The organism is Corynebacterium sp. HMSC077D03 (genome assembly GCF_001808545.1).
Lineage (GTDB): Bacteria > Actinomycetota > Actinomycetes > Mycobacteriales > Mycobacteriaceae > Corynebacterium > Corynebacterium simulans.
This window is the reverse complement of the sequence record NZ_KV793688.1, coordinates 15179-41436: the sequence shown is the minus strand read 5'-3', so window position 1 is coordinate 41436 and position 26258 is coordinate 15179. Positions and strand designations below refer to the sequence as shown.

The following is a 26258-nucleotide window of genomic DNA, read 5'->3' as shown; positions in this document are numbered from 1 at the left end:
TCGTCAATTTCGCAAGGTTCGTGGAATGGGGAATGTGGCCCGATCGGGTTCGGAAAATCGTCGGGGGAATTGGAGCAATAGTCGTGAAGACGCTTCTGAGGATGGTTTGGACCGAATAGGTAATTTCCGGGAACCCCAATCACGTTCTCATAGTTAACAGCAGAGTCCTGGCCAAGGTCCCTGGCTGGAATGAATACGAGCTCTACGGAATCCGCAGAATCAGAGTTTTGGAGTGAGATTTCGCTGTCGGATGACGAGAGCCGTGCTTCCGATAATGCACCGCTCGCATCGACCGCTTTTGCAATCTCGACGACTTCTAGAAGTTCTCCGGACGTATCTACCAAGTTAACTGAATCGGCATCAGTAGTTTCGATGAATGAGGAGTTTGATGCAAATGTTTTTGTGCCTATAAGTGCAGGTCGCTGGGGCTGGCGTTGAGATCGTGGTGCGCCTCGACGCCGGACTGCGGGAAAGCACGCTGGGGGCAGGCGCTGCGCGGGCAGGTGGTGCACCCGGGCCCGATAGGGGTGGCGGCGGCCGGGTTGAGGTTGAGGCCAGGATCCGGAGGAGTACACCAAAGACTCCGAGCACATCCGCCGCACCGCGCTGGAGCTTATGGCGAAGCTGCCGACTATCGTCGCACTAGACATCCGCCGTCGCCGCGGTGAAGGCTACATCGAGCCTTCCCGCAAGAAGGGCTTTGCGGAGAACTTCCTGTGGATGGTCTTCGGTGAGGAAGAAGGATCGCCGGCCCTGTCGCGCTCCGATATTGAGGCCTTTGATAAGTCCCTCATCCTCTACGCTGAGCACTCCTTCAACGCGTCCACCTTCGCTGGCCGCGTGGTGACCTCGACGATGTCGGACACCTACTCCGCAGTCACTGCCGCCATCGGTGCTCTGAAGGGCCCGCTGCATGGTGGTGCCAACGAGGCTGTGATGAAGAACTTCCTCGAGATTGGTGACCCCGCCAAGGCAGAGGAGTGGACCCTGAACAAGCTCAAGAACAAGGAGCTCGTCATGGGCTTCGGCCACCGCGTGTACAAGAACGGTGACTCCCGTGTTCCGACCATGGAGGCTGCTTTCCGCGAGCTGGCCAAGGACCACGGCCAGGAGCAGTGGGTGGAGATGTACGAGAAGATGGCTAAGACCATGTACGAAAACACCTCCATCAAGATCCAGCCGAACCTGGACTTCCCGGCTGGCCCTGCGTACCACATCCTGGGCTTCGACATTGAGTTCTTCACCCCGATCTTCGTGATGGCCCGCATCACCGGCTGGACCGCACACATCGTGGAGCAGAACGAGAACAACTCTCTCATCCGCCCGCTGTCTGCCTACAACGGCAAGGAGCAGCGCTCCGTTCCGCCGAAGGAAATCTAGTTAGCAGTTGCGCTGGACGACGGGCGCTGCACGTAGCGAAGGCATGTCATGCCAACGCCACCTGCAGCGCCTAGTGCTATTGCGCCTGCAGCCACAAAAAGTGCCTTCCAATCGATGGCGAAAGTGAGGCCATCTCCCATTGCGTAGGCCATTCCGGCAAGTGGGAGAATTCCGCCGAGACAGCCAGTAATGATCGCAGCACATGCCAGTGCGCTCGCGGTGAGTACAACAATTTTTAGGTGCCAGGAAGAATCGAGGCCCAGTACTCTAAAGGTGGTCTGGATTGCTTCGGTAGCCCGAGCGAGGTGCCGCGAGAAAACAAAGGTTACGGCTAACGCGCTGAGCAGCGCGGCCGCCAAGCTGATGTAGAATGCCCGCGGCGTCGAAGAAGATTGAACCAGCGGTAGCAGTACGAGCTCGTGGGGGATACGTGCTTGCGCAGCGCTATCAAGAAAGCGTTTTTCTTGGTCTTCCTGGAGACCCGTAAAGACCCATTGTGTCCTGCCTGCCGGTGCGTTGAGTTTCTGCGCCGTGGATGCGAGGATAAACCCTCCAGCTAGTTTCTCCCAGTGAGGTCCGAAATCCGCGCTCAGCGCTGGAAGTGATGTGAGACCTGAGTTTTTGCCCGTGGTGATTGAAACGTGGTCTTGATTGATGAATCGGTTATCGCGGACCAAAGCTCCGGTCTTAAGAACATCTTTTTCACGGTCCGTGAGCTCTCGGACTAAGAGCTGCTCTACGTCATGAACGGATTCGACGGTCAGTACGCCATAGGTTCCCGACATCTCCGTGGGCATGTCTAGCGTGGCCTGGACATAAGAAATACGAACTGGGGCGGGCACACCCAACGCAGTGGCGACGTGCTGAACGGATTCAGCACTTGTGGAAAGCCCGTTATCTGTCTTTTCTAAAACGTGTGCCTGGTTTGGGGCAATCGTTGACGTCAAACTGTCATTCTCACTGGCTGTGAAGCTGGCTGACATCGAACTGCTGAACACCGCGGTTCCCATGCACAGGACCAACAGCGTTAGACCCGTACCAATGAGTTGACGATGCTTCTCGGCAAATCTCAGGGCCACGCCTGCTGGAGTGTAGGGCCGGCTGGTTCGCGGACATTGTGCGAGAAGAAGGGAAAAGACGATGCACAATGCTACGGTTGGCAATGGCGCCCAGGTTTCGAACACGTCTGGCCCCAGCAGCGCTGCAGCGACCGTGAAGAGTGCGGCCACAAGGGCAATAGCAATCGCACTCCAACGCAAGAATGATGCCGATGGGGCCGGTAGCGGGATGTCTTTCCAAAACGGATGAGGTTGAGCCGACGGTGCGGTGGCAATAGCACCAATCAGGAGTGCTACTAGCGAGCTAGCGAGAAGAAGCACTAACCATTTCCATGGAATGAGGACTCCAGGATCAGGTAACCCTGCAAGTCCCGAAATGAAAGGGCGCACACATTGCGCCAGGCCTGCACCTACAACGAGGCCTAAGACGGAGTACATCAGGGCTGAACGAAGCAGGGTGGATGTGCTGGACTTCCACAACAGGAAGGGGGAGATTCCTAGCTCGAAGAACCGCCGGTTCAACGGGTGAAGAACTAGGTACGTGACTCGCCACAAAAAGAGGATCAAAGCACACGGTATGACAACGGCGAACAGGCCGAAGAAGAAAGAATAGCTATCGGCGAACCCTGAAGGCGGCGTGGCGAGCAGGCTTTCGCGGGTGAGGAGCGATGCCGAGAAGGCGTCGTTAAGCGCTGCACGATCGACGAGGTCGGTATCCCCGAGCTGACTGCTGATGAATTCGGTGAGCTCGGCAGGAGTCGTTCCTTCGGAACCGAACACAATCGGCCGGACCGAAGCGGAGGTCGTGGAATAAGCGTCGGCGTCGATGGTGTTCCATGTTCCCGATGCGCCGTACACCGCTTTCTCCTGGCTGTGGAAGGAATTCGATACAACGCCAACGATGCGGAGCGGTAGCGTGCCGTTGAATGCAGTTGTGTTCTCTCCGAGGCTAAGGTTAACGTCCTCAGTGACGATTACTTCCCCGGGGGTGCTTGGCCAATGGCCCTGAACCAATGCCAACCCAAAATCGGGAGCTTGATCTTCCCAGTGAGACTCCTTGTAGACAAGGGAATTTGAAGGATCGCTATCGACATAGAGATCGTAAGTCTCGAGCTGGGCAGTAAATCCCCGCTCTGGGGAATCAAGTTGTGGCAGCGTCTGCTCAACCACGCCCGCCCGCGTGTACACAGGCACGTCCACGCGCACGGCGTTGTTTCCCAATTCTGACTGCGCCTTCTGCTGCGGGGACAACGTCATGAAGAGATCGGCCGAGACAGCAAATGCGAATAATCCTAAGCACACTGCGATTGCCGCTGCGCCGAAGCGGTACCGTTTCGAAGAATGCACGACTTTCGTAATCAGTTCATTGAGCATGCGGGGCTGCTTTCCCGATCTGGCCGTCGATCAGCGTGTAGGCCGTGCTGCAATAGTCGAGCATGATGGGATCGTGGCTGGTTGCTATCACGGTTGTGCCAGTTGATGCGAGCTTTTTGAATAGTTGAAAAATGCCATGGGAGTTCTCGGAATCGAGCGCAGCAGACGGCTCGTCAGCCAAGAGAACTTGCCGGGCACCGGACAGCGCTCGGGCGATTCCTACTCTTTGGCACTGTCCGCGCGACATCTCTGCGGGAAATCGTTGAGCGAGTTCTGCAAGTCCTACCTGGGCTAATGCCTCGGAAGCCTTGTCGCGTGCTGCCTTCTCATCGAACCCCGCTGCTGCAAGCACAAGCACGACATTTTCGAGCGCGGTGAGTTCATTCATCAACAGGTCGTCTTGGTGGACGAAGCCGATTACGTTGCGGCGCAAGGCAAGTAGTTCCTTGGGAGCAGCGGTGGATACACAGGTATCGAAGACTGAGATTGAGCCTTCATCGATAGGTAGAAGACCTGCAACCGCGCGCAGGAGAGTGGTTTTACCGGAGCCGCTCTTTCCCGAAATTCCGAGAAACTCGCCTTTATTGACCTCTAGACTTGCGCCCTTGAGAACATGCGTGCGCTGGGCGCCTTCGCCTAAATACTTGTGAACGTTAGAAATGGTGACTGAGTTCATGAGTTCTTTACAACAGAGAGGCTCACGTCAAGGTCGTTGACCGAGGCTTGAGTGGGAACAGGAATGGCTGGTGGCGAGACCACAGCCTGCAGCTGGTATCCGTCATTCAAAATGAATCCTTCAGAAGCGAAGGACGAAGTTGGTTTGTTAACTTTATCGAAGTATAGCAACCCTGAAGAATGTATGTCACGAGGTTTATATCTTTGCGGCAGAGGGGTAGTTTCCGCCCGCTTTGATTCTAAAACGATATGGGTTGGGGTGTTTAGAGGTATGCATGGTGAGTTTAGTGAGAAACTGAACAATTTCTGTTGAGCTATATGTCGAATTTTGCCTCACGTGAGTACGAAGGGCACTACTCTGAGATCTGTATCGTGCTTATCTGAAAGGATTACTCCCAGTGTCTGATACCGCCCACAAATCCTTCTCCAAGGTCTTGGTGGCAAACCGCGGCGAAATTGCCGTGCGTGCTTTCCGCGCGGCCTTCGAGGTTGGTGCCAAGACGGTCGCCATTTACCCCAAGGAAGACCGCAACTCCTTCCACCGTGCGTTCGCTAATGAGGCAGTGCGCATTGGTACCGAAGGCCAGCCGGTCAAGGCTTACCTGGACATCAATGAGGTGATTCGCGCCGCCAAGAAGTCCGGTGCGGATGCCATTTACCCAGGCTATGGCTTCCTTTCGGAGCGTGCCGATCTGGCCCGCGCATGCCGCGACAACGGCATTAAGTTCATCGGCCCCACCGCTGAGACCCTGGACCTGACCGGCGACAAGGCTGCCGCAGTGGCTGCGGCCGAGGAGGCGGGTCTGCCGACTCTGAAGGACTCGAAGCCCTCGACGGACGTCGACGAGCTGGCGGAATACTCCAAGGACTTTGAGTTCCCCGTCTTCGTAAAGGCAGTTGCCGGCGGTGGCGGCCGCGGCATGCGTTTCATCGAGAACGAGGCGGAAGTCAAGACCAAATGCGCAGAGGCATCCCGCGAGGCAGAGGCCGCCTTCGGTGACGGCCACGTCTACCTTGAGACCGCGGTGATTCGCCCGCAGCACATTGAGGTGCAGATTCTGGCTGACTCCCAGGGCAACGTCATGCACCTGTACGAGCGCGACTGCTCCGTGCAGCGCCGCCACCAGAAGGTCGTGGAGATTGCCCCGGCGCCGACCCTGGATCCGGAGCTGCGTGACCGCATCTGTGCGGACGCCGTGAGGTTCTGCGAGCACATCAATTACGAGGGCGCCGGCACGGTTGAGTTCCTCGTGGATGAGAAGGGTAACCACGTCTTCATCGAGATGAACCCGCGCGTGCAGGTCGAGCACACCGTGACCGAGGAGGTCACGGGCGTGGACATCGTGAAGTCCCAGATGCAGATTGCCGCGGGATTCTCCCTCGAGGAGCTGGGCCTCAAGCAGGAGGACATCCACATCACCGGCGCGGCCCTGCAGTGCCGTATCACCACTGAGGATCCTTCCAACGGTTTCCGTCCGGATACCGGTACGCTGACCCAGTACCGTTCGCCGGGCGGTGCGGGCGTGCGTCTCGACGGTGCAACGGCGGTCGGCGCAGAGATCTCCCCGAACTTCGACTCCCTGCTGGTGAAGATGACCTGCCGTGGCGCCACTTTCGAGCAGGCCGTAGCCCGTGCGCAGCGCGCGCTCAACGAGTTCACCGTGGCCGGCGTGGCCACCAACATCGGCTTCCTGCGCGCCCTGCTACGCGAGCCTGACTTCGTCAACACCCGCGTGGACACCAGCTTCATCCCGGAGCACCCGGATTTGCTCAAGGCTCCGCCGGCCGTCGATGAGTCGGGTCGTATCATCGATTACATCGCTGACGTGACCGTCAACAAGCCGAATGGCGAGCGCCCGACCACCCTGCGTCCCTTCGATAAGCTGCCGGATCTGGACTTTAACTCCGAGCTGCCACGCGGTTCCCGCGATGAGTTGCTGGAGCTCGGCCCGAAGAAGTGGGCAGAAAAGATCCGCAAGCAGGACGCCCTGGCGGTCACCGATACCACCTTCCGTGACGCCCACCAGTCCCTGCTGGCCACCCGCGTGCGCGGTACCGACTTGGTTACCGCTGCAGAGGCCGTCGCTCGCATGACCCCGGAGCTGTACTCCGTGGAGGCATGGGGCGGTGCCACCTACGACGTGGCCATGCGCTTCCTCAAGGAGGACCCGTGGGTCCGCCTGGACCTGCTGCGTGAGGCTATGCCGAACCAGAACATCCAGATGCTGCTGCGCGGTCGCAACACCGTGGGCTACTCTCCGTATGCAAACGACGTGTGCAACGCCTTCGTGCAAGAGGCAGCGAAGTCCGGCGTCGATGTCTTCCGTATCTTTGACGCGCTTAACGACGTCACACAAATGCGTCCTGCCATCGATGCCGTGCTGGAGACTAACACCACCGTGGCCGAGGTTGCGATGGCATATTCGGGCGATATGTGTTCGCCGCAGGAAAAGCTCTACACGCTGGATTACTACCTGAAGCTGGCCGAGGAAATCGTGAACACCGGTGCACACGTGCTGGCCATTAAGGACATGGCTGGCCTGCTGCGTCCGGAGTCCGCTTCCAAGCTCGTCATGGCGCTGCGCAAGGAATTCGATCTGCCGATTCACGTGCACACCCACGACACCGCGGGAGGCCAACTGGCCACCTACTTCGCGGCGGCGCTGTCGGGCGCAGACATCATCGATGGTGCCTCTGCGCCGCTGGCCGGCACTACCTCGCAGCCTTCGCTTTCTGCCATCATCGCGGCCTTCTCCAACTCCTCGCGCGATACCGGCATCGACTTGCAGTCGGTCTCTGACATGGAGCCGTACTGGGAGGCCGTGCGCCAGCTCTACCGTCCGTTTGAAAAAGGCATCCCGGGACCTACTGGCCGCGTGTACCACCACGAGATCCCCGGTGGACAGCTGTCCAACCTGCGCGCGCAGGCCACGGCCTTGGGCTTGGAGGACCGTTTCGAGGTCATCGAGGACACCTATGCCGCCGTCAATGAGATGCTTGGCCGTCCGACCAAGGTCACTCCGTCCTCGAAGGTCGTCGGCGATCTCGCGCTGCACCTCGTGGGTGCGGGCGTTGACCCAGCAGACTTCGAGGCCGACCCGACCAAGTACGACATCCCGGATTCCGTCATCGCGTTCCTCCGCGGCGAGCTCGGTACCCCTCCGGGCGGCTGGCCGCCGCTGCGCGACAAGGTGCTAGAAGGCCGCACGCCTGGCGACGTCTCGGTCAAACCGATCCCAGAAGAGGAAAAGGCGCACCTAGCTTCTGCCGATTCCAGCGAGCGCCGCGCTAGCCTTAACCGCCTGCTTTTCCCGAAGCAGTTCGAGGAGTTCAACGAGTTCCGCCGCACTTATGGCAACACGGAGGCGCTGACCGACACCGTGTTCCTGTATGGCCTCGAAGAGGGCAACGAGTACATCGTGCATTACTTCCCGGATGGCTCTAATGACCGCGCGGATCTGAAGACGATCACTTTGCGCCTTGACGCCATCGGCGAGCCGGACGAGAAGGGTCTACGCAATGTGGTCTTCAACGTCAATGGCCAGATTCGCCCGATGAAGGTGCGCGACAACAACGTCGAGTCCACCGTGGCCACGGTGGAAAAGGCAGATCCTTCCAACGATGGGCACGTGGCGGCGCCGTTTGCGGGCGTCGTTAACGTCACCGTTCAAGCCGGAGACGAGGTCAAGGCGGGAGATCAGGTGGCCGTCATCGAAGCGATGAAGATGGAAGCTTCCATCTCCGCTACCAAGGACGGCAAGATCGAGCGCGTGGCTATTGGTAAGGCCACCAAGGTCGAGGGCGGAGATTTGATCGTCGTCATCGACTAAAACACAAAAATCGCTCCGAATACGCGCTGTATTCGGAGCGATTTTCTTATTGGCTACTTAATCTCGAGCATCACTGCGCCCTTGTTGACCTGAGCGCCCTGCTCGACGCTGAGGCCAGTGACGGTGCCGGCCTTGTGGGCCTTGACTGGGTTTTCCATCTTCATAGCTTCGAGGATGAGCACGACGTCGCCTTCTGCGACTTCCTGGCCTTCTTCGACGCCAACCTTGATGACGGTGCCCTGCATCGGTGCCACGACGGCGTCGCCAGACGCGGCGGTCTTGGAACCAGAGCCGCGGCGCTTCTTGGACTTCTTGCGGGGTGCGCCGCCGCCCAGCAGGAGATTGCCTGGGAGTGCTACCTCGATGCGGCGACCGCCGACTTCGACGACGAACTTCTGGGAGGCTGCTGCCTCCTCTTCCTCTGGGGTTTCAACGTCGACGTAGGCAGGCAGCTCGCCCACCCACTCTTCCTCAATCCATTTGGTGTAGACATCGAAGGAACCGTTCTCGGCGCTAAACGCAGGGTCGTTGACGATGGCCTGGTGGAAAGGAATGACGGTCGGAAGGCCCTCGACGGTGTACTCAGCCAGGGCGCGGCGTGCACGCTGCAGCGCGGTCTCGCGGTCTGGACCCCAGACGATGAGCTTGGCCAGCATGGAGTCGAACTGGCCGCCGATGACGGTGTTCTCGCGCACGCCGGAATCCACGCGGACGCCTGGGCCGGAAGGTTCGCTGTAGGAAACGATGGTGCCCGGTGCTGGCATAAAGCCTGCTGCGGCGTCCTCGCCGTTGATGCGGAACTCGAAAGCATGCCCGCGCGGGGTGGGATCCTTGGTGATAGAAAGTTCGCCGCCCTCTGCAATGTTGAACTGCTCGCGCACCAGGTCTAGGCCGGTGGTTTCCTCAGAGACTGGGTGTTCCACCTGCAGGCGGGTGTTGACCTCGAGGAAGGAGATCAGTCCATCGGAGCCGACCAAGTACTCGACGGTGCCAGCGCCAAAGTAGCCAGCCTCGCGGCAAATGCGCTTGGCCGACTCATGGATGGCGGTGCGCTGCTCATCGCTCAAGAACGGCGCAGGGGCTTCCTCCACTAGCTTTTGGAAGCGACGTTGCAGGGAGCAATCGCGGGTGCCGACGACGACTACGTTGCCGTGCTGGTCAGCCAGTACCTGTGCCTCGACGTGGCGAGCCTTGTCGAGATAGCGCTCGACAAAGCACTCGCCGCGGCCGAATGCGGCGGTGGCCTCGCGGGTAGCGGACTCGAAGAGCTCTGCTACTTCGTCACGCTCGTAGGCGACCTTCATGCCGCGGCCGCCGCCACCGAAGGCGGCCTTGATGGCAATTGGCAGGCCGTGTTCGTCGGCGAAGGCTTCTACCTCGGCTGCATCCTTAACCGGGTCTGGAGTGCCCGGCGCCATCGGGGCGTCGGCACGCTCTGCAATGTGGCGAGCGGTGACCTTGTCGCCCAAGTCGCGGATGGACTGTGGGGAAGGGCCGATCCAGATAAGTCCGGCGTCGATGACCGCTTGCGCGAAGTCGGCGTTTTCAGACAGGAAGCCATAGCCTGGGTGGATGGCGTCTGCGCCGGACTTGGCGGCGGCGTCGAGAATCTTGTCGAAGACAAGGTAGGACTCGGCGGAGTTTTGCCCACCTAGGGCGAAGGCTTCGTCGGCAAGCGCAACAAATGGTGCGTCGGCGTCTGGCTCTGCATAAACGGCGACGGAGGCGATGCCAGCGTCGCGCGCGGCACGGATGACGCGGACTGCAATCTCACCACGGTTAGCAATCAACACCTTGGTGATCTTCTTGGTTTCAACTGCCACGGCAGGAACCCTCCTGATAAAAATTGTATTGGACTGTCCACTATTCTTGCACACAAAAACATGAGAAAACCGTCAAGTTCCGGTTTTGCTCTCAAAAATACTCCCGCACCAGCAAGGATACGGGAGTAAATCGGCGTGTTGAACGGAGAGGTTACTTCTCGATTGGCATGCGAACCATGTTTCCCCACTCGGCCCACGAACCGTCGTAGACCTTCGTGGACTTGAATCCCAGCAGGAAGGTCAGTACGAACCACGTGTGGGCGGCCTGCGCGCCAACATGGGAGTAGAGGATGGTCTCGGTTTCTGGCTCGAGGTTGCCATAGTTGACGCTGAGCTCAGAAAGCGTGCGGAAGCAGCCATTCGGGTAAACGGAGCGATCCCACTCCAAGTTGGCGGCGCCCGGAATGTGTCCGTGGCGCATGGTGGTGCCATAAGCGGACTCGCCGTTGGAAGGCTCGCCGCCGTACTCCTCAGGCGTGCGGGTATCGACGAGCTTTGCTGCGGTTTCGCGCATCTGGTCTACGAAGACACGGAAGGTGGCGTCGTCCCGCTCTACCTCTGGGTAATCGGACTCTGGGAAGTCTGGAACCATGAAAGAGGTATCGCGCTCTTCGGTAACCCACGCGTCGCGGCCGCCGTCGAGCAGGCGGACGTCAGGGTGTCCATAAAGTTCAAAAACCCACAGGGCGTAGGCCGCCCACCAATTGGCTTTGTCGCCGTAGATAATAACGGTGTCTTCGCGCTTAATGCCCTTGTCTCGCATGAGCTGGGAGAAGGAGGCTGCATCGACGACGTCGCGTGTGAGGGGATCGAGCAGCTCGGTCTGGAAATTAATGCGCGAGGCGGTCGGGACGTGTCCGATGTCGTAGAGGAGGGAATCCTCGTCTACTTCGATAACGCGCAGGCCCTTGGTGCCGAGCCTAGCGGAGAGCCAAGGTGCGGAAACGAGGCGCTCTGGGTGCGCATATTCCTGGAATGGGGGATGTGGATCGAACTCGGCCACGGTCCGGTTTCCTTTCTAAATGGGGTTTATGAAAGAGATCTCTCTAAGCACAACAACTCTAACGCTTAAGCTCTTAAATTGATCACCTTGGACTAAACATTGTGGCGTTGCATACATTTTCTTGCCGATTGCCGTGCCTCACAATTACTGGTTATAACAAGCCTGCAGGTCAGGTGCCTAAAATGTGTCTTGAGCGGCGAAAACGTACCGGGGTTAATGCGGGGTTAACAACCCAGCGAGGAGGTGCAAACCTGCGTTATTTTTAAGGTGTGGTGCGGTACAAAAACGCTTCGTAAATCGCTTGAATCGCTTAAATACTGTCTAAAACACGAAGCGTCCATAGAAAGCCGCTGGCGTACCGGACCATCACCCACAACCCCCAAACGAAAGGGAATTGCTGTGCACAAGGCAATCGTCGTCTTCGAGGTCGAGGGCGGATCTGACAAGCAGCTCAACGGCCACCGCAAGGACACCATGCCCATCGTCGAGTCCATCAAGGACGCAGGCTGGCACTCTGAGGTCGTCTTCTTCCGTCCAGAGTGGTCTGAGCGCATCTTCGAGTACGTCACCGAAAACTTCGACGCTTATATCTCCCGCGTGAACCCGGGTAATATCCCAGGCGGCGAGAAAGGCTACTTCGATCTGCTGACCAAGCTTTCTGAAGCTGGCCTGGTTGGCATGTCCACTCCGTATGAGATGATGGCCTACGGTGCTAAGGATGCATTGGTCAAGCTCAATGACACTGAGCTTGTACCTTCCGATACCGCGGCATATTACGACGTTGAATCATTCCACGACACTTTCCCCACCTCGCTGTCTTACGGCGAGCGCGTGCTGAAGCAAAACCGTGGTTCGACGGGCGAAGGCATCTGGCGTGTCCAGCTCGAGGACAAGTCCCTTGAGGTAGAACCTGGCACCGCACTGCCGCTAGAGACCAAGCTTAAGTGCACCGAGGCAGTGGATAACCACACCGAGGTTCGCGAGCTCGGCGAGTTCATGGATTTCTGTGACCAGTACATTATCGGTGACAACGGCATGCTCGTTGATATGCGCTTCATGCCGCGCATCGTCGAGGGAGAAATCCGTATCCTCCTAGTCGGCCCTGACCCAGTCTTCGTGGTGCACAAGAAGCCGGCTGAAGGCGGCGACAACTTCTCCGCCACACTGTTTTCCGGCGCTAAGTACACCTATGACAAGCCCGAAGCTTGGCAGGAACTTGTAGACATGTTTGCCGAGGTTCGTCCGGTCATTGCAGAAAAGCTTGGCGGTGACAACATCCCGCTGATCTGGACTGCTGATTTCATGCTTGCCGACGGCGAGAATGGCGAGGACACCTACGTCCTTGGCGAGATCAACTGCTCCTGCGTGGGCTTTACTTCCGAGCTCGACATGGGCATTCAGCAGAAGGTTGCTGCTGAAGCCATCAAGCGAGTTGAGGCAAAGCGCGCTTAAGGTCTCCTCTTACTTTTGCAAACCCTGTTTCCCCGAAGGTGGTGGAAGCAGGGTTTTTATATGCCCCTTATAAAGGGAGTATTTCCCATTGGGCTGCCGAATCGTGCAGCGTGTTGTAGTTTCTTTTGTGCGTACTTAATAAATTGAAAGGAACGTCTCTCATATGACCAACCCAGACAAGTTCGGAGAAAACAACTCCGACCAGAATCCACAGCACGCTGCTGAGGACGCAATGAGCTCCTCTTCCTTCGGTAATTCCGACTTCGGCAACTCCGATTTTGGAAACTCTGATTTTGGCAAGTCTGACTTTGGCCAGTCCGATTTCGGTGCTTCTTCCTTCGGCGCTTCTGATTCCTCCGAGGCATCGAGCTTCGGCGGCGCGCACAGCACCGGCAGCGAAGAAACCGTGAACTTCGGTGAGACTTCCTCTGATTTCGGCCAGTCCGACTTCAACCGGGCCTCCTACAACAGCTCCGACTATGCCCAGGGCTTTGGCTCTGAGAACGCTCAGGCTGCCAGCGCTTCCGCCGAGCCCGCAAGCTCTGCATTGGGCTCCCACAGCGCTGATAGCGCAGGTAGCGCAAACGGCGTGAACAACACAGGCAACAGCAACGCGGGCAATGGTTTTGGCCAGTCCAGCTTTGGTCAGCCAGTTCCGCCGGCCGGCAACTTCAACCAGGGCGGCTTCAACCAGCAGTTCCAGCCGCAGGGCCAGCCACAGAACCAGCCAGGCCAGCAGAACCAGCAGGGCTTTGGCGGCTTCCAGCCACAGGGTCAGCCGGGCCAGCAGAACCAGCAGGGCTTCGGTGGCTTCCAGCCACAGGGCCAGCCAGGCCAGCCGGGCTACAACCCACAGATGCAGGGCTTCAACCAGTACCCGCAGGCGCCGAAGGATAACTTCTTTAAGTCCCTGTTTGACTTCAAGTTCTCCAGCTTCATCACCGTGAAGTTTGCATCCATCATCTACGTGATCGCAGTTGTGGTCGGTGTTCTGTCCTGGATCGGTGGCCTCATCGTGGCCGTCACGGGCGGCTCCTTAACCGGCATCATGGGCGATCTTGCAGGCTCGTCCTCTGCTGGCGGTGGCATGGCTGCAATGATGATCCTGGGCCACCTCATCTTCGGCACCCTGGGTCTGCTGATTTACCTCATTCAGGTTCGCCTCGTGCTTGAGTTCTTCGTCTCCAACATCCAGACCACGGAGAACACCAAGAAGCTCGTCGAACTGGCAGAAGCGGATAAGTAAGCCCTTCATCTGCCAGCTAAAAAGCCTCGGTCTCATGTGCTCTTTTCAAGAGCCGAGACCGAGGCTTTTTAAGTTTTAGCTATTCGATTTAGTCGAGGAGGCGGGCTACGCAGTCTGGGTCGGCGTCGGAAAGCATCTGGCGGAGGCGGTCGTACTCGTCTTGCTCACCGATTGCCTGTGCAGCGTGCGCGAGAGCCGCGATGGCGCGCAGAACGCCCTGGTTCGGCTCGTGGGCATAAGGAACTGGGCCCCAGCCCTTCCAGCCGTTGCCACGCAGGCGGTCGAGGCTGCGGTGGTAGCCCGTGCGTGCGTAGGCATAAGCGGTGATATAGGCAATCGGCAGGGCCTCGTCCTCGCGCAGGCGGGTTAGCTCCTGCTCCGCCAGCAGCGCCCACAGCAGTGGGGAATTAGGGTGTGCGACGATTCCGGCCTGCAGGTCGGAAACGGAATCCGCGCCTGGATCGGCAGGTAACTCAATAGGGGCAGGGGCTAGCATGTCTTTCATTTCCATGCCCGCAACCCTACCGCTAATCCGCTTGGTGGTGCAGATGGCTAGGGAATCTAAGCCGCGTTCCAGAAGTCCGAGACGTGCAGATTAAAGGAATATAGCGCGCGCCGGACTACCGGCAGGGAAAGCCCGATGACGGAGGAGGGATCGCCCTCGATGCGGTCAATGAACCAGCCGCCGAGAGCCTCTAAGGTGAAGGCGCCGGCGCATTCCAAGGGCTCGCCCGTTGCCGCATAGGCGGCGATGTCACGCTCGGTGGCAGATGCAAAGAAGACTTTGGTGCGGGAGGTCTCCACGTGGCGCTCTTCGCCATGGATGATGCAGTGACCGGTTAACAGCTCGGCGCAGTGGCCGGCTTGGGCACGCCAGCGCTCCACGGTGGCCTGCTCGGTGTGCGGCTTGCCTTGCAGCTGGCCATCCAAAAGCAGCATTGAGTCGCCGCCGATGACAACGTCTGCGGGGTAATCGGGCGCTACCTTTTCGGCCTTTGCGGTGGCAAGGGCTGCGACGACGTCGGCAGGCGGGGCGCTGCTTAGCGACGCCTCGATGGCCCTTTCGTCGACGTGTGCTGGGGCTAAAACGGGCTCAACCCCGGCCCCGCGCAAGATGGAGGCGCGGGACGGGGATTGAGAAGCGAGGACAATTCGCATGATTTCGGCTTCAACCTTGGCGCTTAGTAGTAGCGCACGTTACGGAACGCGGACGGGTTATAGGTCTGTCCCGGCTGGCCCCAGAGATCGCGGGTGGCGCGGGTATCTGCGGCCTTGGCGCGGGCATCGGCATCCAGCTGGGTCAAAACTGCGGAAAGCGCTGCGACTTCTTCGTCAGAGGGGTTACCCTTGAGGACCTTAATCAGGGGAGCAGTCATGGTGTTCTCCTTATTACAAGACGATGTTGCCGTGCTTCTTCGGCAAAGTAGGGACAATTTTACGTTCCAGAAGACGCAGTGCTTCGATGATGGAAGCGCGGGTCGCGGCGGGAGTGATAACCGCATCCACTAGGCCGCGCTCGGCTGCCTGATACGGGCTTAGGTACTCGGCTGCTTCTTCCTCAGAAATCTCGAGCTCCTGGGCCAATGCGGCGGCGTCGGCAACTGCGATTTCGGCGGTCGGCCAGGCGTAGGACAAGTCTGCGCCCAGGTCCTTGGAGCCGAAAGCGATGTAGCCGGTACCGTGCGCGCGGCCCACGATGATGCTGAGCTTGCCGACGCTCGCTGCGGAGTAGGCATGCACGAACTTCGCCAGCGCTGCGGTTTCAAGCTGCAGGGCAGGAGCATCCACGAATTCGAGGATTGGCGTATTGAAGGCATCGCAGAGGCGGACAAAACGTGCCGCCTTGGCGGAGGCCGCGGCGTCGAAAGTTGCGCGGTTGGCGATGATGCCCACGGTGCGGCCCTCGACGCGGCCGAAGCCGGTAAAGACGCCTTCAACTTTAGCTTCGAGCTCGAAGACATCGTCGCAGACAGCTTCGACGACTGCGTGCAGGTCAACTTCGCCGGAATCGCTGACGATGCTGTTGAGGGCTTCGTCGTCCGCAGACATATTTTCTTCGACGGAGCCCACCATGAGCGGGGCATCCGTGCGCGGGGCCTCAGCGCGGTTATTCGCCGGCAGATAGCTCAAAACCTGCTGGATCAAGGCGATCTCATTGGCTTCGGAGCTGGCGTTGAGATGGCCGTCGGGGGCAATGGTGACGTCGGCAAGCGCGGCGACCAGCGAAGCATCCTTGGAATCGGCGTAGACCGCGGTGACCTGCGGGATAAGGCCAGATGCCGTGGTGGCGCGGGCCAGGATGCGAGCCTGCATTGCGGAGGAAACGATGCCTTCCTGGGCACGGGGCTTGTCTCCGGCGACCATGGCTACGATAGGAACGCCGGTCTTAATGGCAAGGTCATAAAGCTTGGTGATCTTCTCGCCGTAAACCTCGCCCATGGTGCCGTCAAAGATGGTTGCGTCCTGTGCATAAGCACATACCTTGCGGCCGCCTACCGTGCCATAGCCGGTGATAACGCCGTCGGTATAAGGGCGGTCATACTCGCGGCCGAAGTCGGTGGAGCGGTGACGCGCCAGTGCGTCGGTTTCGACGAAGGAGCCGGCATCGAATAACGCGGTAATCGCGCTACGTGCGGCAGGGACCTCGCCCTGTGGCGCTCGGGACTCGGTGAGTTTATTGCTCAGGTCCTCAATCTTGCCAGCGGTGGTCTTCATGTCAGTCATAGATATGCAGTCTACAAGCTTGGGCGCCATACGCTCACCTCGCGGTGAACGCATGGCGTGAAATCATATGGCGCCCAGTGCTAGGACGAACTCGAGCTTAGGCTAGAAAGCCCCCACGAAGAATGCGAAGATCCGTTTTCTTCAGGTTCGCCTGGGGAACCGGAAGCATCATCGACTTCCGGAAGCTTCACGTATTCCGGAAGCGCCGCTGGTTCTTTAAGCGGCTGCTTGGCAGGGGCCATGTCCATTCCAATGTCTTTGGCGAAGATTACTCGGGTGCCGGTATAGACAGACTCAGCATTGGCGGAAAACTCAAACACGCGTGCGCCACGCAGTGAGTGCTGCGCTAATGTGCCGTCGCGGAGACCGTAGGCCCCGAAACCGGTGCCCGGGCCGTAGCCCAATTCGATGCCGTAATAGTTGCCCATGTAGGTGTTGATGTGGTCGTGGCCGCAGTAGATTCCGCGAATGTCGCCACGGGCCTGGGCCGCGGCATAAATACCAGAATTGAAGGCGCCTACATAGCAGTCTTCGTTCTTTTCTCCTTTGATTCCATGCTTCTCTACCGCTTTCGCGTGGTCAAGCAGACCGTTCTTGAGCCGGCCGCCGAACCACATGTCGCGGTGCTCATAGGTAGGAATATGGAAGAACATAAGCCCTTCGACCTGAGAACCTGTCGCCGCGGCCAGCGCATCCGACTGCTGTGCGTACCACGCAATCTGCTCTGGGTGAATGTAATCATAGGCCGGCAGATCTGCTGCATCTTGTCCACCGATGGTCTCCGGGTGATAGCGGCCAGAATCGAGAAGCCAAAAGCTGAAGCGAGCAGTCGCGGCGTCGTAAAGCACAAGATGCGTATTCGAAGCACCATAGCCGCCGGACGAGGCAGGCGCATTTCGGTTGTGGCGGTAGGAACGCACGAACTGCGTCATGTGCTGGTGGCGCACGCCAGTGCCGCCCTCCTCTGCGGAATCTTCGTCGTGGTTACCAAAGGTAACGGCCCAGGGGATACCACGGCTTTCCATTGGCAGGACCACGTTATTGATGGCTTGGTAGACCTGCTTTGGGGTGGTTGGGCCGGCGGAAATGACATCGCCGTTGATAAGCACAAACCCTGGCTTTTCTGCGTCGAGAACGTGCTCCATGAACTCGATTGTGCGCTTATCAGTTAGGTGATCATCTTGAGTGTCATTGAACTGAATGACTTTAAAGGATCCGTCGGAATTGAATTCCAGCCGAGACGGCGTTTGATCGTCTTGCGAGGGGCTATCCAAGGGAAACGAAGCATCTTGCGCGGCTGCTGTGCTCTGGTTTGAAGTTACGGCGCCAAGCCCGAGAAGAGAGGCACCTGAGAGGAAATTGCGGCGTTTAATCTTGGACATAGCGCTTTCCTAGTCTCCTTATTAAATAAGAAATTTTTGAAATACAGTTGGAGACTAGGGCGCTTTGGTATCCGGGCAATGGCCGCCAGATGAAGAATAGGAGAATAGAGAGAAACTATCTAGAGCGGGACGTTGCCGTGCTTGCGCGCCGGACGGGGGACGTTCTTGTCAGCGTAAAGGCGCAGGTTCCGAGTGATAGCACTGCGGGTTTCAGAAGGGAGGAGCACTGCGTCTATTAGTCCGCGTTCTGCCGCCTTGTAGGGGTTTAGCATGTGGTCTTCGTACTCGCGTTCAAAGGACTTGGCGAGCTCTTCGACGTCGAGGCCTTCTTCACGGGCCTTCTTGAGCTCCTTGCGGTAGATGAAGCCGATGGCGCCGGCGGCGCCCATGACCGCGATTTGGGCGGTCGGCCACGCGAGGTTGACGTCAGCACCAAGGCCCTTGGAGCCCATCACGCAATAAGCGCCGCCGTAGGCCTTGCGCATGGTGACAGTGATCTTTGGGACGGTGGCTTCGCCGTAGGCGTAGAGAAGCTTGGCGCCGCGGCGGAGGATGCCGTCGTGTTCTTGGGAGGCACCGGGCAGAAAACCCGGGACATCGACGAGCATGACGATGGGGATGTTGAAGGCGTCGCAGGCGCGGACGAAGCGCGCCGCCTTCTCGGAGGAGTCGATATCAAGGCAGCCAGCGAAGACCTGCGGCTGGTTGGCCACGAAACCGACGGTTTGGCCTTCGACGCGGCCGAAGGCTACGACGACGTTTTCGGCGCGTTCTGCCTGGATTTCGAGGAATTCGCCGTCGTCGGTGATGGCTTCGATGACGTGCTTGACGTCGTAGGGCTGGGTAGGGGAATCAGGGATGATCTCGTCGAGAATGAGGTCATCGGCGGTTTCATCGCCGAGTTCTTCATAGGGCTCAAAAGGTGCGCGCTGGCGGTTATTGGAGGGGAGATAGGTCAAAAGGTCGTGGACCCAGTCGAGGGCTTCTTCATCGGTGGCGGCGGTGAAATGGGAGTTACCGGCGGATTGCATGTGAGTGGAGGCGCCGCCGAGTTCCTCCTGGGTGATTTCTTCACCGGTGACGGTCTTGATGACGTCGGGGCCGGTGACGAACATCTTGGACTTTTCCTCGACCATAACGACGAAGTCAGTCAAGGCAGGGGAGTAGGCGTTGCCACCGGCACAAGCGCCCATGATGACGGAGATCTGTGGGACCACGCCGGAGGCCTTGACGTTTTGGTAGAAGGTGCGCGCGATCCAGTCGAGGGAGACTGCGCCATCTTGGATGCGGGCACCGGCACCTTCATAAAGGCCGATGAGCGGGCGGCCGGTGGTTACAGCAAGCTCCATGATTTTTACCATCTTCTCGCCATAAACCTCGCCGAGCGCGCCGCCGAAGACGGTGCCGTCTTGGGAGAAGATGCAGACCTCGCGGCCATCGATGGTTCCCCAGCCGGTAACGATTCCGTCGGTTAATGGTTTTTTCGCGCCCATGCCGAAATCGGAGGTGCGGTGCACGGCGAGCATATCGGTTTCGACGAATGAGCCTTCATCGAGCAGGTAGTCAAGGCGCTCGCGCGCCGTCAAACGGCCAGCGGCGTGGACTTTCTCGTAGGCCTTTTTGCCGAGCGGAGCGGCGGCTTGCTCGCGGCGTCGCTTAAGTTCGGCGATTTTTCCGGCAGTGGTGGCAGCTTGCTCATCCTCGAGGGAGGTCAAATGTGAGGAAATAGTCATGTTTTCAGAGTTTAAAGAATGCCCTCGTGGTTTTACACCTCGAAACACAGGTGATTTCCCTCACAAAACTAGTTTGTGCTGCTAAGTGATGTGGGGCAAAGAAAAGTGCCTAGCTTTCCTTCGTAGAAAAGCTAGGCACTTTACGGTTTGGGGCTGGGGGGATTTAGGCTGCGAGGCCGAAATCCATGAGGAAGAGCTCCACCTCGTAGACCTCTTCGGTGCGCGGTGCGCGGCCGGCGATGGAGTTGAATACGGAAATGATGTCATCCGTCGTGGCCGGTGTGGTGCCACGGTTGACGAGCTCCTCGGTGACGAGGGCTTCCATAGGGGTTGCGTCCAAGGCGTCAAGGCCCGTGCCGGTGGCGCTCTTGAATGTGGTTGCGAACGAGTTAATCAGTCCGTTGATGGTATTCATTGATGCTCACCTTCTTTCGATCTGGACAATGAATCTTCGGCCGCTAGGGGTAGGGAAAATAAATGTAGGTAAAAACAAAGAAACTAGCGGACGAGCTGATAAGTACTCGATGGTACGCTCGGTCCGCTAGTTTAGCAACCTTTAGTTCCGTGTTAGTTAACTTTTCGTTAACTAAACGCTTGAGGAACTTTGTTTTAAGTCCTGTCTTAATGCTTGCTGGAAAGACCCGGGAAGAGCTCAATTCCGAAGTAATTGTGAATCGAATCCTTAGCAATCCAAGAGATGGCAATCAGGATGATTACGCCCAAGACTGCGTAGACGGTCCAGCCCAAAACCTTCATCTGGGCGGAGGCCTCGGTGTCGCCGACGATGACGCCGTCGCTGTTGCGGATTGGGTCACCGGTCATGCAACGCATGCCCAAGGCGAAAAGGAGCGGGATGCCAGCGCCGAAGGCTAGTGCCAAGCCGGCGACGCGGGTGATAGCGACGAGAATTTCCATTGCGGTCATGGCGATTCCTACTTTCCTTGGGAGACTTCGTGGGCGGAGCTGGAAGCGTCGTCGACGACGCCGTGTGCGCCATTCGCGGCGCCCGGAGCGTTGCCGGTGGCAACGCCGGCGGCAACCTTGTCGTGAGCCTGCATGGAGGAGTCAACAGACTCAGCGTCAGCGTCCCAGTCATCGTTGACGTTGGATGCATCCACTGGGTTGCGGCGAGCGCGCAGCAGGATTACGGCGACCATGGCGAGCAAAATGATGGCGTCGACGATGGCGCCAGTCAGGGTGTTGGTTGCACCGCTAACCAGGCGTGCAATCCACCAGGTGGCGAAGCCGACTGCAGCAGCGCAAGGCAGGGTGATTAGCCATGCGGAAACCATGCGCATTGCAACGCCCCAGCGGACCTGTGCGCCCTTCTTGCCCAGGCCGGTACCGAGGATGGAACCGGTGGAAACGTGGGTGGTAGACAGTGCCATGCCGCCAGCGGCGGAGGTGAGGATGATGGCTGCGGAAGAAGCCTCGGCGGCCATACCCTGTGGGGACTCGATTTCCACCAAGCCCTTGCCCAGGGTGCGGATGACGCGCCAGCCGCCAGACATGGTGCCGGCTGCGATTGCCACTGCACAGGCAATGATGACCCAGGTTGGGATGCGCTGATCGGCATTTGCCTCACCAGCTGCGACGAGGGCCAAGAAGATTACGCCCATGGTCTTCTGTGCGTCGCCTGCGCCGTGTGCCAGGGAAACTAGGCATGCGGTGACGATCTGGCCGTGGCGGAAGTGCTCGTTCTTTACGCGCTCCGGGATGGTGTTAGTAACCCAGTAGACCAGCGCGGTGCCGCAGGCCGAAACCATGGCGGCGATGAAAGGGGATGCGATTGCTGGGATGATGATTTTGCCGGCGATGGAAGACCATGCAACGCCGCCGCTGCCGAGGGCAGCAAAGGCTGCACCGATGAGGCCGCCGAAAAGGGCGTGGGAAGAAGAGGATGGCATTCCGAGGAGCCATGTAAATAGGTTCCAGAAGATGCCGCCAATGAGGCCGGTGAATACGACCATTAGGAGTGCTTCTCCATCGGTTGCGACAGAGAGATCGTAGGAATCAAGGTTGACGATGCCTTTTGCCACGGTTGCGGCAACATGAACGGAAAGAAAGGCGCCGAGCAGGTTGAGCAATGCGGAAATGGTGACTGCGGTAAATGGCTTTAGGGCGCCGGTGGCAATGGAGGTGGCCATTGCGTTAGCGGTGTCGTGGAAGCCGTTGGTGAAGTCAAAGGCAAGGGCAGTGACGATCACGATGGCCAAGATGATTAGTGTCGCTGTCACGGGCGCGACCCCTTTCCAAGGTTCTTCGGTTCTTCTCGAGCGAGGGAGCGTGGCGTGACGGCCGAGATCAAACTCGGCGACAGTGTCGCAACCGCGTTCCTAACTAACAACGGTATAGAGTAAACCCCTCATGGGATTGGGTCTAATCTCTCAATGGTTGCCATGACCTTGGGTTTTGCGCTTTATGTTCGGCATTTAAATCATTAGACAGTCGGTCTTTGGTGAAGATTCCCGCTGTATACATATCGCGTTAACCTATTGTTTACCTAAGGCGGGGGAGTGCACCCCCGACTGATATTCATTTTCCGTTTAGGTCCTATTTATTCAGTCCTATTTATTCACTGGCTTATTGGTCCTCGATGGGCAGCCAAGCGTAGCCAAATGGCCCTAATTCCACCGGGCCCAGATCGACGGCGTCCGCGGTGAAGTTGTGCAGACACAGAAGGCCGCCCCGCTGGAACGCAAAGATGCCTGCTTCGCCCGTTTCAACCGCCTCGAAGGGGGCGCTTGCTAGCTCGGGGAAGGCCTTTCGCTGGGCAATGAGTTCGCGCACGGTATTGAGCAGCGATGTCGGATCCGTTTTTTGCTCTTCGACGTTGATCTTCGTGCCGCCCACGATTGGGCGGCGCGGGTGCGGGGCCGTGGTGAAGCCAGTGCCGTCGCCAGGGGCCCATTGCATAGGGGTGCGCACTGCGTCGCGGTCTGGAAGTGAAGGAGAATCCGCCATGCCGATTTCATCGCCGTAGTAGAAGAAAGGCGAACCCGGCATGGAAAGCAAAAGCGAGAAGAAAAGCTCAATCTTGCGCCGGTCATTTCCCAGAAGCGGAGCCAAGCGGCGGGCAATACCCACGTGGGCACGCATCTGCTCATCCGGAAGGTAATGGCGATACATTAGCTCGCGGCTGGCATTGTCGACCATTTCGAGCGTTAGCTCGTCATGGTTGCGCAGAAAGGTGCCCCACTGGCAGCCGGCAGGTAGCTCGGGGATTTCATCCATGATGGCGTAGAGGGGGGTGGCGTCGCCAAGCGCAAGTGCCTCATAGATACGCGGCATCAGGGGGAAGTTGAAGACCATGTGGACGCGATTGCCGGTGCCGAAGAACTCCATGGTTTCTTTCGGCGGCTGGTTGGCTTCGGCCACCATGACAGCCTCCGGATAGTTCTCATCCATGAAGGCACGTAGCTTCTCGACGAACGCGATGGTCTCCGGAAGAGATTCGCCTCCCTGGCCATCACGCTCATAGAGATAGGGGATGGCGTCCAAGCGGAAGCCGTCTAGGCCCTTGTCCATCCAGAAAGAAACGATGCGGAAGACTTCCTCGTGGACTGCAGGATTGTCATAGTTGAGATCCGGCTGGTGCGAGTAGAAGCGATGGAAGTAGTACTGCTCGCGCACCTCATCCCAGGCCCAAGTGGAATCTTCGACGTCGGTGAAGATGATGCGGATTTCGGGATACCGGTTCGGATCGTCTCCCCACACGTAGTAATCGCCGTAAGGGCCCGCAGGATCGCGGCGGGACGCTTGGAACCATTCGTGCTCGGTCGAGGTGTGATTGAGAGCGAGGTCCGTCATTAAACGCATGCCGCGCTTGTGGGTCTCGGCTACGAGCTGCTCGAAGTCTTCCATTGTGCCGTAATCGGGGTGGATGGCGTAGTAATCGGCGATGTCGTAGCCGTCATCCTTCAAAGGGGAGGCATAGAAAGGCGAAAGCCAGAGACAATCGACGCCGAGCCACTGTAGATAGTCAAGCTTTTCGATGACGCCTTGGAGCGTGCCGACGCCTTGGCCGCCGCTGGGACCCGCGTCCTTAAAAGAGCCGACGAGGGCCTGGTAGAAGATGGCGTTTTCGTACCAATTCATGCGAGGTCCTTTCTTTTTGCGCGCCAGAGTAGATATTCAATGGTGCATAGGCCGCCGGCCAATAAACCGGGCCAGATGGCGGGAGAGACAGAGAAGAGATTGATTACTGCTTGGATTAAGGCAAGGAAGGCAAAGAAGCCAACAAAGCCTAGAGCAGTGTCCCACAATAAAGCCCGACGCATTAGCTGACTTTGAGGTTGAACGCGGTTCCGTCGGACAATTGGATGGCGGTAGCGCCTTCCTTTAATGCGCGAACGCTGGCGTTGTATTCCGTGGCGCCATCAGTGCGCGCCGGGGAAAATTCAGCGACTTCGGGATTGCTAACCTCGGCATCGAGACCTGCGGACTCGGTGATGACGAGGACCTCATCGATTTTTAGGTCGAAGGTCTGACCAGATAGCTCCTTTGGGCTCAAGATGAGTGGGGCAGGCATGCCCACGGACTCAGCTTGGCTTGCTGCGACTTGCTCCTCCTCCGAAGGCGCGCACGCAGCGCTGGCTAGAGCTAGACAAGCAGAAAATACGGCAATCCCTAGGTTTTTAAGCATTAGGCCTTTACACCTCCGGCGGTGAGACCGGCGACGATGCGATGCTGGAAGATGAGCACCATGATGATGAGCGGGATAGTGACAAGCGCGCCGGCGGCCATGGTAGCGGCATAAGGGTATTCGAACGCGGAAGGGCCGGAGAAGCGGGCGATGGCCACGGTGACCGGCTCAGTGGAATCATTCGAGAGCTGGCGCGCCAACATGAACTCATTCCACGTGGTGATGAAAGCAATGATGGCGGTGGTAAACAGTGCCGGTGCCGCGAGCGGGAGCAGAACCAGGCGGAAAGCCTGGCTGCGGGAAGCGCCGTCGACGCGGGCGGCTTCCTCTAGCTCCCAGGGCAGCTGCCGGAAGAAGCTTAGCAAGGTATAAACCGTCAGCGGCAGCGCGAAGGAAATATTCGGGATGATCATCGCGCGGTAGGTGCCGATCCAGTCGAGGTTGCCAAACATCTGGAAAAGCGGGGTAACCAAGGCGATGGCGGGGAACATGGAAGCCGCCAGAATTATGCCGGTAACGATACCCTTGCCGGGGAAGTTATAGCGCGCCAAAGCATAAGCAGTGAATACGCCTACTGCGACCGCGATGGCGGTGGTGGCCAGCGAAATGACCATGGAATTTCCGAGAGCGGCAAGGAAGTTATTGCCCTTATCAGTAGCCAGTGCATCCTGGAAATTCTCCAAGGTGACATGGGTAGGCCACGGCGTGGTGTCGAAAGTGTGGTCTTTATTGCGAAGCGCAGTAATGACCATCCAGTAGAAGGGCGCAAGCCCCCAGAACATGATGAAGATGATGCCTGCGTAGTGTCCGAACTTTTTCATTACTTGGCCGCCTTCCTATTCGCACCGCGCTTACTGCCAGAAACATCGGCCCCCAAGAAGCGAACCAGAATGAAGGCCACGACGAAGATGAGCAAGAAGATGAGAGTGGACAGCGCAGAAGCCGAGTTGAAGTTGCCTTGGCGCATATCCTCAACCACTAGCTGGGAGATGGTGGCAGTAGGGGCGTTGGAAGAAGCCGAAATCATGATGACAGGAAGGTCGTACATGCGCAGTGCGTCGAGCGTGCGGAACAAAATCGCAACCATCAGCGCCGGGCGCACCAGCGGCAGCGTGATCTTGAAAAAGGTTTGTACTCGGCTTGCGCCGTCGACGCGGGCTGCGTCGTAGACATCCCGCGGAATCATCTGCAGGCCTGCCAAGATAAGCAGGGCCATGAAAGGGGCAGTCTTCCACACGTCAGCGATGATGACTGCCAGACGTGCGTAGAAAGGATCGGTGGTCCAAGCGATGTCGGTGCCGAGCAGGGAGTTAACGATGCCATCTGGTGCGAACATGAACTGCCACAGCTTTGCTGTAACGGCAGTAGGAATAGCCCACGGCACTAGGACTGCGGCGCGCACTAGGCCGCGGCCCTTGTACTCGCCATTCATGATGATGGCCATGAACATACCGAGGATGGTCTCAAGCAGGACGGTGACCACGGTGAAAAACAGCGTGATCTTCAGCGCCGGCCAGAAATCCGTGGCAATCACGCCCGGAGGGCATTGCGCTATCTGCCCAGTGCCGGAAACACACCGGTTATTGATCCAGTACAGGTAGTTCTCAAGGCCTGCAAAGCCGCCTTCTTCAAAGATTCCTGTCTTGGGGTTGAGGTGGCGGTTTCCTTGGAAAGAAAGCCAGATGGCACGCAGGATTGGGTAACCGATGACGACGGCGAGCACAAGGAGAGCCGGCGCGATAAGGCCCGCGGCATGCAAGTTCTGCTTGCGCTTCATGGCGGTGGGCGTTGTTACTGCCACGCTGGGGACGCCTTTCTGCTGGAGATTAACTGGTTGGGTAAGAGTCTAACTGGTGTGCCTGACATCAAAGACAATGCGGGGCGTGCGCGAGCACACAAGCTCACCCACGCCCCGCATGGCACCTCCTTCTTG

Annotated in this window: 21 protein-coding genes and 2 pseudogenes; 4 read left to right on the top strand and 19 right to left on the bottom strand. The window is 58.4% G+C overall.

Features of this window, described 5'->3' with window-relative positions:
- Window positions 1-406: 406 nt before the first annotated feature.
- Window positions 407-553, bottom strand: a pseudogene (locus tag HMPREF2888_RS12470) (short-chain fatty acyl-CoA regulator family protein); the annotation flags it as partial.
- Between the two features lie 2 nt (window positions 554-555).
- Here HMPREF2888_RS12470 and HMPREF2888_RS05260 point away from each other — a divergent pair.
- Window positions 556-1380: pseudogene (locus HMPREF2888_RS05260) on the top strand (citrate/2-methylcitrate synthase); the annotation flags it as partial.
- Here the strand turns inward: HMPREF2888_RS05260 and HMPREF2888_RS05255 are convergent.
- Together HMPREF2888_RS05255 and HMPREF2888_RS05250 are read right to left on the bottom strand one after the other, a co-directional pair.
- Entirely contained in the window at window positions 1377-3812 is a 2436-nt protein-coding gene (locus HMPREF2888_RS05255; RefSeq protein ID WP_070518475.1) for a BatD family protein, read from the bottom strand. The pseudogene HMPREF2888_RS05260 and the gene HMPREF2888_RS05255 overlap by 4 nt on opposite strands.
- Window positions 3802-4488 (bottom strand): ABC transporter ATP-binding protein, encoded by a 687-nt coding sequence (locus HMPREF2888_RS05250; RefSeq protein WP_070518473.1) that lies wholly within the window; start codon window positions 4486-4488, stop codon window positions 3802-3804. The genes HMPREF2888_RS05255 and HMPREF2888_RS05250 overlap by 11 nt, the downstream gene beginning before the upstream one ends.
- A gap of 397 nt (window positions 4489-4885) precedes the next feature.
- Between HMPREF2888_RS05250 and HMPREF2888_RS05245 the strand changes: the two genes are divergently transcribed.
- Window positions 4886-8317: a pyruvate carboxylase gene (locus tag HMPREF2888_RS05245; protein ID WP_070518471.1), complete on the top strand. Its 3432-nt coding sequence runs from the start codon at window positions 4886-4888 to the stop codon at window positions 8315-8317.
- Between the two features lie 53 nt (window positions 8318-8370).
- Here HMPREF2888_RS05245 and HMPREF2888_RS05240 read toward each other — a convergent pair whose 3' ends face one another.
- Window positions 8371-10140, bottom strand: a complete 1770-nt coding sequence (locus HMPREF2888_RS05240) for an acetyl/propionyl/methylcrotonyl-CoA carboxylase subunit alpha (protein ID WP_070518470.1) — start codon at window positions 10138-10140, stop codon at window positions 8371-8373.
- Window positions 10141-10291: 151 nt separating this feature from the next.
- A complete protein-coding gene (locus HMPREF2888_RS05235; RefSeq protein WP_070518468.1) occupies window positions 10292-11143 on the bottom strand; it encodes a sulfurtransferase in 852 nt (283 codons plus the stop codon).
- 399 nt (window positions 11144-11542) lie between these two features.
- Here HMPREF2888_RS05235 and HMPREF2888_RS05230 point away from each other — a divergent pair, with 399 nt between their 5' ends.
- Together HMPREF2888_RS05230 and HMPREF2888_RS05225 are read left to right on the top strand one after the other, a co-directional pair.
- Window positions 11543-12595, top strand: a complete 1053-nt coding sequence (locus HMPREF2888_RS05230) for a Cj0069 family protein (protein WP_062042030.1) — start codon at window positions 11543-11545, stop codon at window positions 12593-12595.
- 163 nt (window positions 12596-12758) lie between these two features.
- Complete coding sequence (locus HMPREF2888_RS05225; RefSeq protein WP_061920741.1) at window positions 12759-13841, top strand: DUF4282 domain-containing protein; 1083 nt, start codon at window positions 12759-12761, stop codon at window positions 13839-13841.
- An 88-nt stretch (window positions 13842-13929) separates the two neighbouring features.
- On the opposite strand, the gene HMPREF2888_RS05220 is transcribed toward HMPREF2888_RS05225, so the two are convergent.
- From HMPREF2888_RS05220 to HMPREF2888_RS05155, 14 genes are all read right to left on the bottom strand, one after another.
- Entirely contained in the window at window positions 13930-14352 is a 423-nt protein-coding gene (locus HMPREF2888_RS05220) for a DUF3151 domain-containing protein (protein WP_061920742.1), read from the bottom strand.
- A 50-nt stretch (window positions 14353-14402) separates the two neighbouring features.
- Window positions 14403-14999, bottom strand: coding sequence for a Maf family protein (locus HMPREF2888_RS05215; RefSeq protein ID WP_070518467.1), 597 nt, complete (start codon window positions 14997-14999; stop codon window positions 14403-14405).
- Between the two features lie 23 nt (window positions 15000-15022).
- The gene (locus HMPREF2888_RS05210) at window positions 15023-15217 is read right to left on the bottom strand and encodes an acyl-CoA carboxylase subunit epsilon (RefSeq protein ID WP_061920746.1); all 195 of its coding nucleotides are present in this window, start codon (window positions 15215-15217) and stop codon (window positions 15023-15025) included.
- Between the two features lie 13 nt (window positions 15218-15230).
- Window positions 15231-16565, bottom strand: coding sequence for a carboxyl transferase domain-containing protein (locus tag HMPREF2888_RS05205; protein ID WP_070518465.1), 1335 nt, complete (start codon window positions 16563-16565; stop codon window positions 15231-15233).
- An 80-nt stretch (window positions 16566-16645) separates the two neighbouring features.
- Window positions 16646-17947 (bottom strand): metallophosphoesterase family protein, encoded by a 1302-nt coding sequence (locus tag HMPREF2888_RS05200; protein WP_070518463.1) that lies wholly within the window; start codon window positions 17945-17947, stop codon window positions 16646-16648.
- A 119-nt stretch (window positions 17948-18066) separates the two neighbouring features.
- On the bottom strand, window positions 18067-19680 hold the full coding sequence (locus HMPREF2888_RS05195; protein WP_070518462.1) for an acyl-CoA carboxylase subunit beta: 1614 nt from the start codon (window positions 19678-19680) through the stop codon (window positions 18067-18069).
- Window positions 19681-19843: 163 nt separating this feature from the next.
- The gene (locus tag HMPREF2888_RS05190; RefSeq protein ID WP_061920751.1) at window positions 19844-20095 is read right to left on the bottom strand and encodes a hypothetical protein; all 252 of its coding nucleotides are present in this window, start codon (window positions 20093-20095) and stop codon (window positions 19844-19846) included.
- Window positions 20096-20301: 206 nt separating this feature from the next.
- A complete protein-coding gene (locus HMPREF2888_RS05185) occupies window positions 20302-20604 on the bottom strand; it encodes a hypothetical protein (RefSeq protein WP_061920753.1) in 303 nt (100 codons plus the stop codon).
- Between the two features lie 8 nt (window positions 20605-20612).
- Window positions 20613-21917: an inorganic phosphate transporter gene (locus HMPREF2888_RS05180; protein ID WP_061920756.1), complete on the bottom strand. Its 1305-nt coding sequence runs from the start codon at window positions 21915-21917 to the stop codon at window positions 20613-20615.
- 346 nt (window positions 21918-22263) lie between these two features.
- Window positions 22264-23778: a maltose alpha-D-glucosyltransferase gene (gene treS / locus HMPREF2888_RS05175; protein ID WP_070432368.1), complete on the bottom strand. Its 1515-nt coding sequence runs from the start codon at window positions 23776-23778 to the stop codon at window positions 22264-22266.
- Window positions 23775-23960: a hypothetical protein gene (locus tag HMPREF2888_RS13085; protein ID WP_061920760.1), complete on the bottom strand. Its 186-nt coding sequence runs from the start codon at window positions 23958-23960 to the stop codon at window positions 23775-23777. The genes treS and HMPREF2888_RS13085 overlap by 4 nt, the downstream gene beginning before the upstream one ends.
- On the bottom strand, window positions 23960-24325 hold the full coding sequence (locus HMPREF2888_RS05165) for a hypothetical protein (RefSeq protein WP_070518461.1): 366 nt from the start codon (window positions 24323-24325) through the stop codon (window positions 23960-23962). Before HMPREF2888_RS05165 ends, HMPREF2888_RS13085 begins: the two co-directional genes overlap by 1 nt.
- A complete protein-coding gene (locus tag HMPREF2888_RS05160) occupies window positions 24325-25146 on the bottom strand; it encodes a carbohydrate ABC transporter permease (protein ID WP_070432370.1) in 822 nt (273 codons plus the stop codon). The genes HMPREF2888_RS05165 and HMPREF2888_RS05160 overlap by 1 nt, the downstream gene beginning before the upstream one ends.
- The gene (locus HMPREF2888_RS05155; RefSeq protein WP_061920767.1) at window positions 25146-26102 is read right to left on the bottom strand and encodes a carbohydrate ABC transporter permease; all 957 of its coding nucleotides are present in this window, start codon (window positions 26100-26102) and stop codon (window positions 25146-25148) included. Before HMPREF2888_RS05155 ends, HMPREF2888_RS05160 begins: the two co-directional genes overlap by 1 nt.
- Window positions 26103-26258 lie beyond the last annotated feature (156 nt).

Coding starts and splice junctions, on each gene's coding strand:
- HMPREF2888_RS05255 (WP_070518475.1), bottom strand. CDS start 3,812: ATGCTCAATGAACTGATTACGAAAGTCGTGCATTCTTCGAAACGGTAC.
- HMPREF2888_RS05250 (WP_070518473.1), bottom strand. CDS start 4,488: ATGAACTCAGTCACCATTTCTAACGTTCACAAGTATTTAGGCGAAGGC.
- HMPREF2888_RS05225 (WP_061920741.1), top strand. CDS start 12,759: ATGACCAACCCAGACAAGTTCGGAGAAAACAACTCCGACCAGAATCCA.
- HMPREF2888_RS05220 (WP_061920742.1), bottom strand. CDS start 14,352: ATGGAAATGAAAGACATGCTAGCCCCTGCCCCTATTGAGTTACCTGCC.
- HMPREF2888_RS05215 (WP_070518467.1), bottom strand. CDS start 14,999: ATGCGAATTGTCCTCGCTTCTCAATCCCCGTCCCGCGCCTCCATCTTG.
- HMPREF2888_RS05210 (WP_061920746.1), bottom strand. CDS start 15,217: ATGACTGCTCCCCTGATTAAGGTCCTCAAGGGTAACCCCTCTGACGAA.
- HMPREF2888_RS05205 (WP_070518465.1), bottom strand. CDS start 16,565: ATGACTGACATGAAGACCACCGCTGGCAAGATTGAGGACCTGAGCAAT.
- HMPREF2888_RS05200 (WP_070518463.1), bottom strand. CDS start 17,947: ATGTCCAAGATTAAACGCCGCAATTTCCTCTCAGGTGCCTCTCTTCTC.
- HMPREF2888_RS05195 (WP_070518462.1), bottom strand. CDS start 19,680: ATGACTATTTCCTCACATTTGACCTCCCTCGAGGATGAGCAAGCTGCC.
- HMPREF2888_RS05190 (WP_061920751.1), bottom strand. CDS start 20,095: ATGAATACCATCAACGGACTGATTAACTCGTTCGCAACCACATTCAAG.
- HMPREF2888_RS05185 (WP_061920753.1), bottom strand. CDS start 20,604: ATGACCGCAATGGAAATTCTCGTCGCTATCACCCGCGTCGCCGGCTTG.
- treS (WP_070432368.1), bottom strand. CDS start 23,778: ATGAATTGGTACGAAAACGCCATCTTCTACCAGGCCCTCGTCGGCTCT.
- HMPREF2888_RS13085 (WP_061920760.1), bottom strand. CDS start 23,960: ATGCGTCGGGCTTTATTGTGGGACACTGCTCTAGGCTTTGTTGGCTTC.
- HMPREF2888_RS05165 (WP_070518461.1), bottom strand. CDS start 24,325: ATGCTTAAAAACCTAGGGATTGCCGTATTTTCTGCTTGTCTAGCTCTA.
- HMPREF2888_RS05160 (WP_070432370.1), bottom strand. CDS start 25,146: ATGAAAAAGTTCGGACACTACGCAGGCATCATCTTCATCATGTTCTGG.
- HMPREF2888_RS05155 (WP_061920767.1), bottom strand. CDS start 26,102: ATGAAGCGCAAGCAGAACTTGCATGCCGCGGGCCTTATCGCGCCGGCT.